The sequence below is a fragment of the Pseudomonas sp. LBUM920 genome (genome assembly GCF_003852315.1).
Classification (GTDB): domain Bacteria; phylum Pseudomonadota; class Gammaproteobacteria; order Pseudomonadales; family Pseudomonadaceae; genus Aquipseudomonas.
The window spans coordinates 4,872,170-4,888,312 of sequence record NZ_CP027762.1; the positions used below are offsets into that span (position 1 = coordinate 4,872,170).

General features: G+C 60.7%; 13 protein-coding genes. 5 read left to right on the plus strand and 8 right to left on the minus strand.

The genetic code is table 11. The features are described from left to right. Positions 1 to 38: 38 nt before the first annotated feature. Both xdhC and guaD read left to right on the plus strand, forming a co-directional pair. A complete protein-coding gene (gene xdhC / locus C4J83_RS22485; protein ID WP_106576319.1) occupies positions 39 to 881 on the plus strand; it encodes a xanthine dehydrogenase accessory protein XdhC in 843 nt (280 codons plus the stop codon). A 7-nt stretch (positions 882 to 888) separates the two neighbouring features. Next, entirely contained in the window at positions 889 to 2,193 is a 1,305-nt protein-coding gene (gene guaD / locus C4J83_RS22490) for a guanine deaminase (protein ID WP_124418239.1), read from the plus strand. A gap of 126 nt (positions 2,194 to 2,319) precedes the next feature. On the opposite strand, the gene C4J83_RS22495 is transcribed toward guaD, so the two are convergent. Beyond that, positions 2,320 to 3,084: a GntR family transcriptional regulator gene (locus C4J83_RS22495; protein WP_017134778.1), complete on the minus strand. Its 765-nt coding sequence runs from the start codon at positions 3,082 to 3,084 to the stop codon at positions 2,320 to 2,322. Between the two features lie 226 nt (positions 3,085 to 3,310). On the opposite strand from C4J83_RS22495, the gene C4J83_RS22500 reads away from it, so the two are divergent. Continuing rightward, entirely contained in the window at positions 3,311 to 4,501 is a 1,191-nt protein-coding gene (locus C4J83_RS22500) for a benzoate/H(+) symporter BenE family transporter (protein ID WP_119742116.1), read from the plus strand. Positions 4,502 to 4,537: 36 nt separating this feature from the next. On the opposite strand, the gene C4J83_RS22505 is transcribed toward C4J83_RS22500, so the two are convergent. After that, positions 4,538 to 4,882 carry a YggL family protein gene (locus C4J83_RS22505; protein ID WP_003193255.1) on the minus strand — a complete coding sequence of 115 codons (345 nt, stop codon included), beginning with the start codon at positions 4,880 to 4,882 and terminating at the stop codon, positions 4,538 to 4,540. 236 nt (positions 4,883 to 5,118) lie between these two features. Here C4J83_RS22505 and dacB point away from each other — a divergent pair, with 236 nt between their 5' ends. After that, positions 5,119 to 6,579, plus strand: a complete 1,461-nt coding sequence (gene dacB / locus C4J83_RS22510) for a D-alanyl-D-alanine carboxypeptidase/D-alanyl-D-alanine endopeptidase (RefSeq protein WP_106576317.1) — start codon at positions 5,119 to 5,121, stop codon at positions 6,577 to 6,579. Positions 6,580 to 6,717: 138 nt separating this feature from the next. Here dacB and C4J83_RS22515 read toward each other — a convergent pair whose 3' ends face one another. Both C4J83_RS22515 and rlmKL read right to left on the minus strand, forming a co-directional pair. Continuing rightward, positions 6,718 to 9,102 (minus strand): sensor domain-containing diguanylate cyclase, encoded by a 2,385-nt coding sequence (locus C4J83_RS22515; RefSeq protein WP_124418240.1) that lies wholly within the window; start codon positions 9,100 to 9,102, stop codon positions 6,718 to 6,720. A gap of 150 nt (positions 9,103 to 9,252) precedes the next feature. Then, positions 9,253 to 11,517 (minus strand): bifunctional 23S rRNA (guanine(2069)-N(7))-methyltransferase RlmK/23S rRNA (guanine(2445)-N(2))-methyltransferase RlmL, encoded by a 2,265-nt coding sequence (gene rlmKL / locus C4J83_RS22520; RefSeq protein WP_056861554.1) that lies wholly within the window; start codon positions 11,515 to 11,517, stop codon positions 9,253 to 9,255. 532 nt (positions 11,518 to 12,049) lie between these two features. Between rlmKL and rmf the strand changes: the two genes are divergently transcribed. Further along, positions 12,050 to 12,265, plus strand: coding sequence for a ribosome modulation factor (gene rmf / locus C4J83_RS22525; protein WP_002553055.1), 216 nt, complete (start codon positions 12,050 to 12,052; stop codon positions 12,263 to 12,265). Between the two features lie 182 nt (positions 12,266 to 12,447). Here the strand turns inward: rmf and C4J83_RS22530 are convergent, their stop codons facing one another. The 4 genes from C4J83_RS22530 to sctC all read right to left on the minus strand — a co-directional run bounded on the left by C4J83_RS22530 (position 12,448) and on the right by sctC (position 16,089). Next, complete coding sequence (locus C4J83_RS22530) at positions 12,448 to 13,473, minus strand: quinone-dependent dihydroorotate dehydrogenase (protein ID WP_124418241.1); 1,026 nt, start codon at positions 13,471 to 13,473, stop codon at positions 12,448 to 12,450. Between the two features lie 86 nt (positions 13,474 to 13,559). Beyond that, entirely contained in the window at positions 13,560 to 14,015 is a 456-nt protein-coding gene (locus C4J83_RS22535; RefSeq protein WP_106576313.1) for a transglycosylase SLT domain-containing protein, read from the minus strand. Next, entirely contained in the window at positions 14,008 to 14,409 is a 402-nt protein-coding gene (locus C4J83_RS22540; protein ID WP_106576312.1) for a winged helix-turn-helix domain-containing protein, read from the minus strand. Before C4J83_RS22540 ends, C4J83_RS22535 begins: the two co-directional genes overlap by 8 nt. Before the next feature lie 201 nt (positions 14,410 to 14,610). Beyond that, positions 14,611 to 16,089 carry a type III secretion system outer membrane ring subunit SctC gene (gene sctC, locus C4J83_RS22545; protein ID WP_124418242.1) on the minus strand — a complete coding sequence of 493 codons (1,479 nt, stop codon included), beginning with the start codon at positions 16,087 to 16,089 and terminating at the stop codon, positions 14,611 to 14,613. Positions 16,090 to 16,143 lie beyond the last annotated feature (54 nt).

Genomic DNA, 16,143 nt, shown 5'->3' on the forward strand with positions numbered 1-16,143 from the left:
CCCCGATAGCGGCCTGACAGACGCCACAAGAGGTGACTATGAACAACTGGATCAGCGCCCTCGCCGACCTGCAGAACCAGGGTGAACCCTGCGTGCTGGTGACCATCATCGAAGAGCTCGGCTCCACGCCGCGCAATGCCGGCTCGAAGATGGTGATCAGCGCCGCGCAGACCTTCGACACCATCGGTGGCGGGCACCTGGAATACAAGGCGATGCAGATCGCCCGCGACATGCTCGTGCGCGGCCAGCAAAACACCCATCTGGAGCGCTTTAGCCTTGGTGCAAGCCTGGGCCAGTGCTGCGGCGGTGTGACGGTGCTGCTGTTCGAACCCATGGGCCAGGTGCAGGCGCACATTGCAGTGTTTGGCGCCGGCCATGTCGGCCGCGCCTTGGTGCCGCTGTTGGCGAGCCTGCCATGCCGAGTGCGCTGGATCGATTCCCGCGACCAGGAGTTTCCGGAACACATTCCCCAGGGCGTGCGTAAAATCGTCAGCGAGGAGCCAGTCGACGAAATTGCCGACCTGCCAGTGGGCAGCTACTGCATCGTCATGACCCACAATCACGCGCTGGACCTGGAACTGACCGCCGCGCTGCTCAAACGCAACGACTTTGCCTACTTCGGACTGATCGGCTCGAAAACCAAACGGGTCAAGTTCGAACACCGCCTGCGTGATCGCGGCTTCGACACCGCGCAACTGCAACGCATGCGCTGCCCGATGGGCCTCACCGAGGTGAAGGGCAAACTGCCGGTGGAGATCGCCATCTCCATCGCCGGCGAAATCATCGCCACCTATAACGCCAATTTCGGTCAGCACACCGCGAGCGCCGAACCCATTGCCAAACTGCTGCCGGCCTCGCGCCGCAGCCAAGCTATCAATTGAGATGAACATGCCTTTGACTCGCAAAGCCTACCGTGCCGCCATCCTGCACAGCATTGCCGACCCTGCTGAAGTGGGGATCGAAGCTTCCTATGAGTATTTCGAAGACGGCCTGCTGGTGATCGATAACGGCCAGATCAGCGCCCTGGGCCACGCCAGCGATTTGTTGCCGACACTGCCCGCCGATATCGACATTACCCATTATCAGGATGCGCTGATCACCCCAGGCCTGATCGACACCCATATCCACCTGCCGCAAACCGGCATGGTCGGCGCCTATGGCGAGCAGTTACTGGATTGGCTCAACACCTACACCTTCCCGTGCGAAAGCCAGTTCGCCGACAAGGCGCACGCCGAAGAAGTCGCGGATATCTTCATCAAGGAACTGCTGCGCAACGGCACGACCACGGCGCTGGTGTTCGGCAGCGTGCACCCGCAATCAGTCAATTCATTCTTTGAAGCGGCCGAAAAACTCGACCTGCGCATGATCGCCGGCAAGGTGATGATGGACCGCAACGCGCCGGACTATCTGACCGACACCGCCGAATCCGGCTACCAGGAAAGCAAGGCGCTGATCGAACGCTGGCACGGCAAGGGCCGTTTGCACTATGCGGTCACGCCACGTTTTGCCCCGACCAGCACCCCGGAGCAACTGACGCTGGCCGGGCAACTGCTGGGCGAATACCCAGACCTGTACATGCAGACGCACATCAGTGAAAACCTGCAGGAAGTGGCATGGGTGAAAGAGCTGTTCCCGGAGCGCAAGGGCTACCTGGACGTGTATGACCACTACAAATTGCTGGGCGAACGCTCGGTGTTTGCCCACGGCGTGCACCTGTGTGATGACGAGTGCGCACGGTTGGCGGAGACGGGTTCGGCGGTGGCGTTCTGCCCGACGTCGAACTTCTTCCTCGGCAGTGGGTTGTTCAACTTGCCGATGGCCGAGAAGCACAAATTGAATGTCGGCCTGGGCACCGACGTGGGCGGCGGCACCAGCTTCTCGCTGCTGCAAACCCTGAACGAAGCCTACAAAGTCATGCAACTGCAGGGCGCGCGGTTGAGCCCGTTCAAGTCGCTGTACCTGGCCACTTTGGGCGGCGCGCGGGCGCTGCGTCTGGAAGACAAGATCGGCACGTTGCAGCCGGGTACCGATGCGGACTTTTTGGTGCTGGATTACAACGCCACGCCGCTGCTGAGCTATCGCTTGAAGCAGGCCAATAACATTGCCGAAACGCTGTTTGTGTTGATGACGCTGGGGGATGATCGGGCGGTTCTGCGGACCTACGCAGCCGGCAATCTCGTGCACCAACGCTGATCTAACAAACGCCACAAAACAAATGTGGGAGCGGGCTTGCTCGCGAATGCGGTGTGTCAGTCAACAGATACTTAGACTGAACCACCGCCTTCGCGAGCAAGCCCGCTCCCACATTTTTGATCGGGTTTACAGTTTTACGGACGAGCGACCCGGCTTTTTCGTCTGCAACAAATGCGAGAACACCGCATGCAAATCATCCGACGCGCTTTCCTCATCGAGGTTGAGCTTGCTGTCGATGTGATCCATGTGGTGCATCATCAGGTTCACCGCCAACGTTGCATCGCGTGCTTCGATCGCGTCGATCAGCTGCGTGTGCTCATCGTAGGAACAGTGCGAGCGGTTGCCGCTTTCGTACTGGGCGATGATCAACGAGGTCTGCGACACCAGGCTGCGCTGGAAGCTGATCAGCGGCGCGTTCTTCGCCGCCTCGGCCAGCTTGAGGTGGAATTCGCCGGAGAGGCGGATACCAGCACCGCGGTCGCCGCGGGAGAAACTGTCACGCTCGTCGTTGACCATCTGGCGCAGCTCGGCCAGCTGTTCGGCCGTGGCGTGCTGCACTGCCAATTCCGTGATCGCCCGTTCGACCAGACGCCGGGCCAGGAATACCTGGCGCGCTTCTTCTACACTCGGGCTCGCCACCACCGCACCACGATTGGGCCGCAGCAGTACCACGCCTTCATGGGCCAAACGCGAGAGCGCGCGGCGAATGATGGTGCGGCTGACGCCGAAGATTTCGCCCAGTGCCTCTTCACTCAACTTGGTTCCGGGCGCCAGGCGTTGTTCAAGGATGGCCTCGAAGATATGCGCGTAGACAATATCGTCCTGGGTTCCGCTGCGACCGGCCTTGCCAGCTCGCGGTTGTTTCTTGAGAGGTTGCAACTGTTCGTTCATGGGCACTCGGGTTTGGAGAACGGCGGCGAATTAACGGTAATACGGCAAGCGCGGGTTGCTGGCAAGTATCACCTAAAAACAGGGCACATTGTACACAACCCAATGCGCCAACACACTGTACGGCTGTTTGCTGCGTTGGCTGTATTGCAACGAGTAGTTCCGTTTGAGTTTAGGCTTGAATCTGCGCCTTCACCGGCAAATACCCAGGTAAAAGGAACGCCTCTCCATGAACGACGCCACCCAAGCGCCTTTGCGCCCGTTGGCCGACACTTCTGCGTCGGCCATCGTCGCCGGCTTCATTGCCATGATGACCGGCTACACCAGCTCGCTGGTCCTGATGTTCCAGGCCGGACAAGCCGCCGGGTTGACCACGGCGCAGATTTCTTCGTGGATCTGGGCCATCTCCATCGGCATGGCGGTGTGCAGCATCGGCCTGTCCTTGCGCTATCGCACGCCCATCACCATTGCTTGGTCCACACCCGGCGCGGCGTTGTTGATCACCAGCCTGGGCGGCGTAAGTTACGGCGAGGCCATTGGTGCCTACATCACCTGCGCCGTACTGGTGACGCTGTGCGGGCTGACCGGCAGCTTCGAGAAACTGGTCAAGCGCATCCCGGCGTCGCTGGCGGCGGCCTTGCTGGCGGGGATTCTGTTCAAGATCGGCAGCGAGATTTTCGTCGCCGCGCAGCATCGCACCGGCCTGGTCCTGGGGATGTTTTTCACATACCTGATCATCAAGCGCCTGTCGCCCCGCTATGCGGTACTCGCCGCGCTGGTGCTCGGCACTGTGCTGTCGGGGCTGATGGGGTTGCTGGATTTCAGTGGCTTTCACCTGGAAGTGGCAACGCCGGTATGGACCACGCCGCATTTCTCGCTGGCGGCGACCATCAGTATCGGCATCCCGCTGTTCGTGGTGGCGATGACCTCGCAGAACATGCCCGGCGTCGCCGTGTTGCGCGCCGACGGCTACACCGTGCCCGCCTCGCCTTTGATCACCGCAACCGGCCTGGCCTCGCTGGTGCTCGCGCCCTTCGGCTCCCACGGCATCAACCTGGCGGCCATCAGCGCGGCCATCTGCACCGGGCCGCATGCCCATGAAGACCGCAACAAGCGCTATACCGCTGCGGTGTGGTGCGGCGTGTTCTACGGGATTGCCGGGGTATTTGGCGCGACCTTGGCGGCACTGTTCGCAGCATTGCCAAAGGAACTGGTGCTGTCGATTGCAGCGTTGGCGTTGTTTGGCTCGATCATCAATGGCTTGAGCATCGCCATGAATGAGCCGAAGGAGCGCGAAGCGGCGCTGATCACCTTTATGGTCACCGCGTCAGGCTTGACGTTGTTTTCCATCGGTTCGGCGTTCTGGGGGATTGTGGCGGGGGTGTTGACGCTGCTGATTCTGAACGGGCGCAAGGCATAAAAAAACGGCGACCCGAAGGTCGCCGTTTTTTCAGTATCACTTAGCCGCGTTGATCGGCTTTTCCGGATACCACACGTCCAGCAACGGGCTGACTTCAGCCTTGGTCAGCTCGGAACGGGTTTTCAGCCAGGCTTCAACGGCAGCACGCTGCTCTTCGGAGACCGAGCCACGCTTCTGCAGGCAAACCAGACCGTAGTCATCGCCGCCGACATAGCCCAGACCGTTGGCTTCCATGGCTTCTTTGATGAATGCTTCGAGGAAAGCGTCGATAGCTTCTTCACTCAGGCCTTCGTTGAAGTCCAGGTTCAGTTCGAAACCCAGCTCTTGAAATTCATCAACGCACAGTTTTTTGCGCAGACGCTGGGAACGGTTAGTCGCCATTGGAACAATCCTCATAAGTAATAACGGGCGGCACTCTAGCAGTTTAAGGCAAGGATTGCCCGACTCTCTGGGATAGGCGGCTATCTGTCTGCAAAAAAACGCGCAATTCCAGCTATCGTTCAGCTACAACTGGATCCACCTTGGGGCATAATGCCGACACTTTCGTGACCAATGAGGGATTTTCTTCCATACCCCTCGCCTTTTTCACCCTTCTCAGCAGTAGGGTTTTATTCCTTATGATCAAATCTTTTCGTTGCGTGTTATTGGCCGGCTTTCTTCTTCCACTGGCCTTCTCCGCCGCTGCCGCCCCAATCAACAACACCCTGCCACCCAACGTTGCGCAGGCCCTGCAGAAAGCCAAGCTACAAAATACCGCGCTGTCGCTGGTGATGCTGCCCCTCACCGGCCCCGGTACCCCTACCGTGTTCAACGCCGACGTCTCGGTGAACCCGGCCTCCACCATGAAGCTGGTCACCACTTACGCGGCCCTGGAAATGCTCGGCCCCAACCATCAGTGGAAGACCGAGTTCTACACCGATGGCACGCTCAGCGGTGGCGTCCTGCACGGCAACCTCTACCTCAAGGGCGGCGGCGACCCCAAGCTGAACATGGAAAAACTCTGGCTGCTGATGCGCGACCTGCGTGCCAATGGCGTGCAGCAAGTGACCGGCGACCTGGTGCTCGACCGCAGCTTCTTCAACCAGCCGCAATTGCCCGAATTCAATGACGACGGCAATGACGAGAACAAGCCGTTCCTGGTCAAGCCCGACGCCCTGCTGGTCAACCTCAAGGCCCTGCGCTTCGTGACCCGCAACGATTCGGGCCGCGTGATCGTATCGGTCGAACCGCCGATTGCCAGCATTCGCATCGACAACCAGGTGAAAGTCTCCAACGCCAAGCAATGCACCGGCGACGTGCGCTACAGCCCGGTCACCGCCGCCGACGGCAGTGTCACCGTGACGGTCAGCGGCCAACTGGGCGATGGCTGCAGTTCGCAGACTTACCTGTCGCTGCTCGACCATGCCACCTACACCGCCGGCGCTGTGCGTGCGATCTGGCAGGAATTGGGCGGCACCATCCAGGGCCGCGATATCCAGGCGCCCGTGCCCAAGGACGCCAAAGTACTCGCCCGTGCCTTCTCGCCGGACCTGGCGGAAATCATCCGCGACATCAACAAATACAGTAACAACACCATGGCCCAGCAGCTGTTCCTGAGCCTGGGCGCGCAATTTCGCAACGATGCCGACGGCGACGACGCCAAGGCTGCGCAACGTGTGGTCCGTCAGTGGCTGGCGAAGAAGGGCATCACCGCGCCGCACCTCGTCATGGAGAACGGCTCCGGCCTGTCGCGCGCCGAACGTGTCAGCGCCCGCGAGATGGCGGCCATGCTGCAAGCCGCCTGGAAGAGCCCGTACGCGGCGGAATACATCAGCTCGCTGCCGATTGCCGGCACCGACGGCACCATGCGTAAACGCCTGAAGACCACCGCCATGCGCGGCGAAGCCCACGTCAAGACTGGCACCCTGAACACCGTGCGTGCCATCGCCGGGTTCAGCCGCGACAACAATGGCAACACCTGGGTGGTGGTGGCGATCCTCAACGATTCGAAACCGTGGGGCGCCTCATCAGTGCTGGACCAGGTGCTGCTGGACCTGTATCGCCAGCCGAAGCTGGCGGCGGCTGCGCCGGTGCTCTAAAAGGCAACACAGATCAAATGTGGGAGCGGGCTTGCCTGTGATAACGGTGCATAAGTCTCCAATTCGCTGACTGACACGCTGCAATCGCAGGCAAGCCATCTCCCACATGAATGCGCGACGTCTGGAAAAACCTGTCAATCAAGCCCTAAGTCGCTCGGCCTCCACCCGGTCCCTGCCCGCCTGCTTGGCCACATACACCGCCGAGTCCGCCCGCAGCAGCAGCCCATCAATGCCCTCGTCGATCCGCCAGCTGGCCACACCGAAGCTGGCAGTCACGATGCCCACCGTGTCCATCGGCGCACTGCGCAACGACTGCCACAACTCCATCGCCAGGCTGTACGCCTGCTCGCAATCAGTGTGCGGGCATAGCACCACGAACTCTTCGCCGCCCAGTCGGCAAAATACATCCGTGCGCCGCAGGCGCTGACTGATGCGCTTGCATACCTCCTGCAAAACCCCATCGCCTACCGCGTGACCGTACTGGTCGTTGATGCGCTTGAAGTGGTCGATATCCAGCATGATCAACGACAGCGCCCCACAGGCGCGGTTGAGCCTGAGCATCTCGGCCTTGAGGCGATCCTGGAAATAACGCCGGTTATGAATGCCCGTCAGCGAATCGGTGATGGACAGCGCGCGCAGCTCTTCCTCTACCCGCTTGAGGTCGGAAATATCCGACACGTAGCCATGCCACAGCGTACCGCCGCCCGGCAGTTCTTCAGGCGTGGCTTCGCCGCGAATCCAGCGCAGGCCGCGTTGTGGCAACAGCACGCGGTACTCTTCGCGCCAATGGCTCAGCTGCAACGCCGACAAGCGTATCGACAGGCGGACCCGCTCGACGTCCTGGGGATGAATGCGTTCGAAGACCTTGCCCGCGTCCTGGTGCAACACGCCGGTTTCGATTTCATAAATGTCGCGCATGCCATCGCTGGCATAGATGAAACGCCCGTTGCCCTTGGGTTCCAGGGTGAACTGGAAGATCCCGCCGGGCACATGGGCACTGAGTTTTTTCAGCAAACGATCGCGCGCCGCTAACGCCTCGTAGGCGCGTTTCTGCTCGGTGACATCCAGGTAAATCGCCAGATGCCCGATCCACAGGCCATGGTCGTCCAGCAATACGGTACCGAGCATGTTCACCGTCAAGGGGCTGCCATTTTCGCGTAACAGGGTCCACTCGCGCGCCTGGTGCAGGTGGTCCGGGCTCTCCACCAGCATCGCCTGGCTTGGCGGGATGCGCTTGCCCATGGCCGCGCTCAAACGGGTGGCGCGCGCCTCGAGTTCAGCGGCCAGGTGCAGGCTTTCCAGGGTCATGCGCCCCAGCACCTGGTCGGATGTGTACCCCAGCATTTGCTCGGCCCCGGCATTGAACGTGTTGATCACCCCGCGCAGGTCAGTGGCGATGATCGCGACTTGGGTGGCCGCATTCAGCACGCTGCGCAATTGGCCGTGCGCACCGCGCAATTCCTGTTCACGCAGGCGCAACTGCACGGTGCGCTGCTCCACCAGCTTCAGCGCGCGCTGGCGTTGGCTGACCACCACATACAACAAGGCACTGAGCAGCAGGCTGAGCAACCCGCCCATGGTCAGGATGGTGCTCATCGAGGAATGGTTGGCCTGATCGAAGACCTGGCTGGCACGCAACGTGAGGGCATACACATGGTCGCCCAGGGTCAGACGGCGCGCGGCGCTGAGGTCGCTGGTGCCCACCGCATTGCTGGAGGCATACAGCACGCGCTGCTGGGTGTCGGAGGTATCGACGATCTGCATCACCAGGTTGTCGCGGTTCGGCTTGGGCAAACCGTCGGCCACCAGCTGTCGCATGCTGATCACCGCCATCACAAAGCCGCTGGGCTCGGCCTCAGCCAGCTTGCTCACCGGCGCCACCAGCAAAACCCCGGCCGCATAGGCCGGCTCCACACCCACCAATTGCATCGGCTGGGATACCGCGGGCGTACCGCTTTTTTGCGCACGCTCAAGAACCGAGCGGCGAAGCGGCTGGGCCAACAGGTCGAAACCGAGCGGCGAGCCCAGCAGGCTTTGGGTTTGGCTATACAACACCGGCACGTATTCATCGCGCTCGGCGGCAGGCGCCAACTCCCCTGACGAATTCAGTTCACGGATGGCAAAGGGCGTGCCGCGCTGGCGCGAGATCTCCTGTTCAAACGGCTTGCGCTGATCGCGAAAAATCCGCGGTGCCCAGGCATAGGCGCGGGCGCGCAACAGCAAGGGTTGAGCAAACCCATCGAACTCGGCGCGGGACACATCACTTGAGTTGACGAAGAAGCGCTGCAGGCTGGCCAGGCGTTGCTCCTGGTCTTCGAAGCGCTCCTGCAGGCGGCTGTAGCGTTCATTGACCAGCAGCTGAAAACGCTGGCGAACCTGTTGCTGATAGAGATCGGCGGCGGCCCAGGCAACAATCACCGTCAGCGCGCAACCTGCCAATAACACCACCAAAGCCACCAGCCAAGCCGACGCCTGCTCACTGATAAAGCCTAGGATTTTGGGGCGTACGGCATGCATCGGCATAGGCAACACTCACAACGCCAGCGTGCGGGGCTGTCACTTTGGCTAGGGCTTAAGTTATAGCCATGAGGCCACTGTTTGACCAGCGCAAAAAAGCCGCAAGCCCGGAATACGCCAGGCTTGCGGCTTTTTTGTTCCAACTGTGTGCAGCAATCAGCGCGCGGTGATTTTCCACGCCCGGTGGATCTTCGCGTTACGTGCAAAATCCGGGTCGAGGGTCTTGTCGCTGATTTCCTCGACCGCATAGCGTTCGCTGAGGTTGTCCTCGAGCACGAACTTGCGGAAGTTGTTCGAGAAGTACAACACGCCGCCCGGTGCCAGACGCGCCATGGCCAGGTCGAGCAACTGCACGTGGTCACGTTGCACGTCGAAGATGCCTTCCATGCGCTTGGAGTTGGAGAAGGTCGGCGGGTCGATGAAGATCAGATCGAACTCATCGCGGCTGGCCTCCAGCCACGCCATCACATCACCCTGCTCCAGGCGGTTCTTGTCGGAGAAACCGTTGAGCGAGAAGTTGCGACGTGCCCAGTCCAGGTAGGTCTTGGACAAGTCAACGCTGGTGGTGCTGCGCGCGCCACCCTTGGCCGCGTGCACACTGGCGGTAGCGGTGTAGCAATACAGGTTGAGGAAGCGCTTGCCGGCCGCCTCCTTCTGGATGCGCATGCGCATCGGGCGGTGGTCGAGGAACAGGCCGGTGTCCAGGTAATCGGTGAGGTTGACCAGCAGCTTCACGCCGCCTTCGCTGACCTCGGTGAACTTGCCCTGAGCACTCTGGCGCTCGTACTGCTTGGTGCCGCTTTGACGCTCGCGGCGCTTGACCACCACGCGGCTCTTGTCGACGTTCAGCGCCTGGGGAATCGCGGCCAGGGCGTCGAACATCCGTGCGGAAGCTTTTTCCGGGTCGATGGATTTCGGCGCGGCGTATTCCTGCACGTGCACCCAGTCGTGGTAGAGGTCGATGGCCATGGAGTATTCCGGCATATCGGCGTCGTACACACGGTAGCAATCCACGCCTTCGCGCTTGGCCCACTTGCCCAGCTGCTTGAGGTTTTTCTGCAGGCGGTTGGCGAACATCTGCCCGCCTTCGCTCAGGCGCGCCTGCTCAACCACCGGGGCCGGGGCTGGCTTGATCGGGTTACCGTTCTTGTTGTACTGGCGTTCTACCGGCTCGGTCGGGGCCTGATCGTAAGCGGCTTGCTCACGTTCGGCCTGACGCTGCTCCGGGGTGCGGCGCTCGCCAGTGACGAACTGGTCCGGGTTGACCTTGATCAGCAGCAGTTTGCACGGCAAGGCGCCGTTCCAGAACGAATACTGTTTATGGCTGCGGATGCCCATGCGCTTGCCCAGGTCCGGCGCGCCGGTGAACACCGCCGCTTCCCAACCCATGCAGGCCTGACGCAGACGCTCGCCGAGGTTCTGGTAGAGATACAACAGACTGGCTTCGTCACCCAAACGCTCGCCGTACGGCGGGTTGCAGATCACCAGGCCTTTCTGGTTCTGGTCCGGGCGCGGCTCGAAAGTGCCGACTTCGCCCTGGTACACCTTGATCCAGTGGCTCAAGCCGGCGCGCTCGATGTTATTGCGCGCAGGTTGAATCAAGCGTGGGTCGGCTTCATAGCCTCGCACCCACAACGGCGGCTTGTTCATGCCGATGGCAGCCCGCTCGGTCGCTTCGGTGTGCAGCTTCTTCCACAGCGCCGGAACGTGGCCGAGCCACGTAGTGAAGCCCCACAGTTCGCGATTGAGGTTGGGGGCCATGTCGGCGGCGATCATCGCGCCTTCGACCAGGAAGGTACCCACGCCACACATCGGGTCCGTCAGCGCGCCGCCTTCGGCCGCAATGCGCGGCCAGCCGGCGCGAATCAAAATCGCCGCCGCCAGGTTTTCCTTCAACGGTGCCGCGCCCTGCTGCAGGCGGTAACCGCGCTGGTGCAGGCTGTGGCCCGACAGGTCGAGCGAAAGAATCGCTTCGCCGCGGTCCAGGCGCAGGTGAATACGCAGGTCCGGGTTGATCTTGTCGATGGAGGGGCGTTCGCCGGTCGGGGTGCGCAGTTTGTCGACAATCGCATCCTTGACCTTCAGCGCGCCGAAGTGAGTGTTGTCGATGCCCGAACCATGGCCGCTGAATTCCACCGCCAGGGTGCCATCCGGGACCATGTGGTCGGCCCATTCGATGTCCAGCACGCCATGGTAAAGGTCTTCAGCGTCCTTCATCGGGAAGCGCTTGAGCACCAGCAACACGCGGTTGGCCAGGCGCGACCAGAGGCACAAGCGGTAGGCGGTTTCCATGTCGGCCATGCCGCGCACGGCCGAGGTGTGCTCGCGTGCGTCCTCAAGGCCAAGCCCGACGGCTTCCTCGATCAGCAGGCCTTCGAGGCCCTTGGGGCAAGTGAGGAAGAGTTCAAAACGGTCCGACATGGGGCATTCCAGGCTTTTCAGCAATAAATGAACAGGCGACGCATCGCCGGCTCGGTTTTTAATCAAGCACTTTTCTCGAAGAGTGCTCGCGTGGCACGAATGTGCCGTCCCACCCCGGCTGCCGGGCCTTTGGGCCAGAATTTCCGGGGCAGAGAAATAATTGATTGCAACAAAAAGAAATATTCCGACCCTTCGTCGAATAATAACCGACTGCAACGGGCGGACATTCTCACTAAAGGATTAAACCCATCCTCTATGCAGGGCACATCATAGCTGGCTTTGCCCAATAAAAGGGGCGAAAAGCCATCCCAGCTTATGGCTATAGCATCGTTATCGTTACGTGCTTATGACAAAACGATCATTGAATCCATGTGACCTATTGGTTAGAACTCAACACAGGTTGGCGCCGTAACGACGCCGACACATTGGCTCGCCACGCCGGCAGCGAGCCCACCAACGGCAGAAAAACTCTGCCCGGCCTCAGACGAGGCCGAAGGATATCAAGACAGTCAACAAGTGAGGGAAACACCCTATGAGAAGACTTAAGCGTGATCCGTTGGAAAGAGCATTTTTACGCGGATATCAATATGGCGTTCATGGCAAATCCCGTGAGCTTTGCCCATTTACTCTACCGTCGGTACGCCAAGCCTGGATCAACGGCTGGCGAGAAGGACGCGGCGACAACTGGGACGGTATGACTGGCACTGCGGGAATCCACAGACTCAACGAACTTCACGCCGTCGGCTAACACAGGGCACTTAATCCGACACACTACCTTGAATATGTAACGACTTAACCACGCACGCCCCATCAGGGCGGCGGGCTTCGGCCCAGGGGCTCCTTTAAGGAGCCCTTTTTATTGCTCCGAAGGCGACATGGCCTACACACTCACAGGTGTACTTTTGGCCTGCCATCGCCAACAAGCCGGGCCTACCTTTTTGGCAAAGCCGCAATCGCATCCACCGACTCGCGAATCAGCGAAGGTCCCTTATAGATAAAACCGGAATACAACTGCACCAGGCTTGCACCGGCGGCGATCTTCTCGGCCGCGTGCTTGCCTTCGGTGATGCCGCCCACGGCGATGATCGGCAAGCGCCCGGCCAACTCAGCCGCCAGCACCTTGACGATGTGAGTGCTTTTGTCGCGCACTGGTGCGCCCGACAGCCCACCCGCTTCATCACCATGCGCCAGCCCTTCGACACCCACACGGCTGAGGGTGGTATTGGTGGCGATCACCGCATCCATGCCCGAATCCACCAGCGCCTGAGCGACCAGCACGGTTTCTTCATCGCTCATGTCCGGCGCAATCTTGATGGCCAGCGGCACACGTTTGCCATGACGTACGGCCAGGTCTTCCTGGCGCTGACGCAAGGCTTCGAGCAGTTGCTTGAGCGAATCACCGAACTGCAGGCTACGCAGACCGGGCGTATTCGGCGAGCTGACGTTGACGGTGACGTAGCTGGCGTGGGCGTAGACCTTGTCCAGGCAAATCAGGTAATCATCGACGGCGCGCTCTACAGGCGTGTCGAAGTTCTTGCCGATATTGATGCCGAGGATGCCCTTGTATTTCGCGGCTTGAACCCGTGACAGCAGATGATCGACGCCCAGGTTGTTAAAGCCCATGCGATTGATGATCGCCTCGGCTTCCGGCAGGCGGAAGATCCGGGGTTTTGGGTTGCCCGGTTGCGGGCGTGGCGTCACGGTGCCAATTTCGACAAAACCGAAACCCAGTTGCGCAAACCCGTCGATAGCCGCGCCGTTCTTGTCGAGGCCGGCAGCCAGCCCGACCGGGTTGGGGAAGTCGAGTCCCATCACCGATACCGGCATTTTTGCCGGTGACTTGCATACCAGGCCATTGAGCCCCAGACGACCACCGGCACCGATCAGGTCCAGGGACAGATCGTGGGAGGTTTCCGGAGAGAGTTTGAACAACAGCTGGCGGGCCAGGGTATACATGGGCGGGCTAGACTCGGATGGCGGCGAAAGGTGGCGCCGATTATAGCCGGGGTGGCGCGCCAGGTGCGAGGTGCGCCGTCCAATCGTCAATGACGTTGTGCCACCAACGCCTCATACCGCGCCCATATTTTTTCTGCGTAACGCAAACGCAACGCTTCACGCTCAGGTGCTGCGCCGGCGTTGTAGGAGCCCACGGCTGTCCAGTTGTAACCGAAACGCTGGACAAACCCGGCAAGAATCGAAGCGCCCACCTCGACCGACAAACAGGGCTCACTCAACAACCTCTCTTCGGTAATGCCCTGCTTGGCCAGGCGAGGCAAGTGCATGCTGTTGATCTGCATCAGGCCAATATCCCGAGAGCCATCGCTGTTGAGCGCGTTCACGGCGTGCGCACGGTAACCCGATTCCACGGCGGCGATGGCCTGCAAAAGCTCAGGTTCGAGGTCATAGCGGCTAGCCACCTCTTCCCAGCAATCGGCCCAGGCCTGATGGCTGCCCATCAACAGGCTCAACACCAACGCTTTGCCCAATCGATTAATCATGTGTCACCTGCCCACAAGCCGAGCAGATGCGTTGCACGCGCCCTGGCCCCGTCTGGAGAATTGCGCGCTGCTCGGCTTTCACGGCACAGGTAAAGCGATACCCCCTGCCGTAAATTGTTTTGATAAAGCCCTTGTCCTTCTTAAGCTGCTTGCGCAATGCGTAGATACAGCGCGTCAGCGATTCCTCTGCCACCTCCCCTCGGGGCCAGACCAACTCAAGCAGACGATCCTTGGTCATCAATGCTCCGTCAGACGCCAACAGCAGCCGCAGCACGTGCCACTCCTTGGGCGGCAACTGAATATCCGCGCCTTCGCCGATCAATCGGCCATCGCCCTGCAAGGTCCACCCGGCAAACACCCAGGCAGCCGTCAGCCCATCATTCACGAGGGTCATGCACACCTCTGCACCCGACTACTGACATTGAATTCCTTGTTTCCAGAAACGGCCGATACGCCAACATCACGACTATAAAAACCTGAGCCGCGAACAACGTTAGGAAAAAACCCATGTAATCGAGGCTTTCGGCGGGCGCCACGTAGGACTTTTCGCAGTCGCCGCCCACAAGCGTTTCAGGGCTCTGACCAACGGGTTATGTCACTCAAGGACTTCACGGCTTTCGCGCACAAACGCACGCTGTACGCGCTCATATTGGCTAGGGGTCAGCGGCGGCGGGCCGACAGCGCCGGCCAACATCCGCGGCTCACTGCCGACCGCCCGCGCCTGGATCACAAAGAGCCGTACCTGCGCGCGTCGACCACGGCGGGGCGCCTCGTCCTCACGGTGGAAACCACCCAGCCACAAGCGTCTGCCTTGAGGTACACGCACCACAGAGCTGACGGCCATTCGCCCCACCGCCCCTGCCGAGCCTGGCTTGAATTGGCTGTCCATCTGACGGCCATCCTCGAGGTTCACCAGCATCTCGATCTGATGCGCTCCGGCAAAGCGCGGGAGCACACTGGCTTCAACGCCATAACGCACGGGCTGCCAATCACCCTTATCGTCGCCAGGCCGTGGCGGGTAAAACGTATGGTTATCCTGGAAAACCGCAGGCACGTTTTCCTGGGTAAGGATGATGGGAAACGCGACGACCCTGACCTTGCGCCGGCGCTCCAGCACACCGAGCTGTGCCATCAAGCGGTTATCTTCCAAAGGTTCCAGTACGCGCGTCACGAAAGTCCCGGTATCGGTTTGCTGAGCCCAGGCCGCGCCCATCTTGGCGAATTCACTGCGCTCCACATCCACTTGCCACAGCGACACCTCAATCGGCCGCTTGGGCTTGTCGAGCTCCGCCACCAGTTCCTCGAGCACCTTTACCTGGGCAGGTTTGCCCTTTATCAACAGGCTGTTTGAATCCGGATAGGCCATCACCACCAGGCTCTTGTCGGCCAGTAAACCCGGGGGGCGTTGCGTGTCGTTCTTTTGCTCGCTGGCCAGCACGGCTTCGATCATCGAGGCCATACCCGGAACGTTGACCTGGTCGTCGCCCATCGAATACGTGCGATCCGCCACGTGGGTGTTGAACACCTGCACCACGCCGAAGGTTTGTGCGCCGACGCGTACCTCAGTGCGCTGCTTGTCCATCAGTTGAGTCAGGTGCAATACCTGGTCGACGTAGTTAGGTGGCCCGGACACATAGAACATTCGCCCGCCGCTTTCCCTCAGGGGAAAACGCGATTCATCGAGCCCGGAACGGCGCATGAACCCGCGCAGCCTGTCGACCGAGATATGCCGCAGCGCTACTGCCGAGCTTTTTGCTTCACCGGCGTCGTACAGGTACAGCACCTGCCCGTCGCTATACCAGATCAGGCCTTGCTGCTCGGCGACAGTTTCCAGCGTGTGCTGCGCCGCCCCCAGGTCGAATTGGCCGGTGATGGTTTTACGCGCCACCTCGCGGCTGACAACGACAGGCAAGCCCAAGGGCACCGACAGCGCGGTAAAAAAGGTATGCAGGCTTTCATCCCGCGCCTGATAGCTATCCCCCAGGGCGCACGCGTTTGCCAACAGCAATGCACCGCACACCAGCCAACGGCATAACCTGCGGTAACGGCTCATGGTTGGGGAATTGATAGACACCGTGGATGTTCCTCGCCGCCTGGCGCAAAGAGGCGGCCATACTGGAAGGCAGCT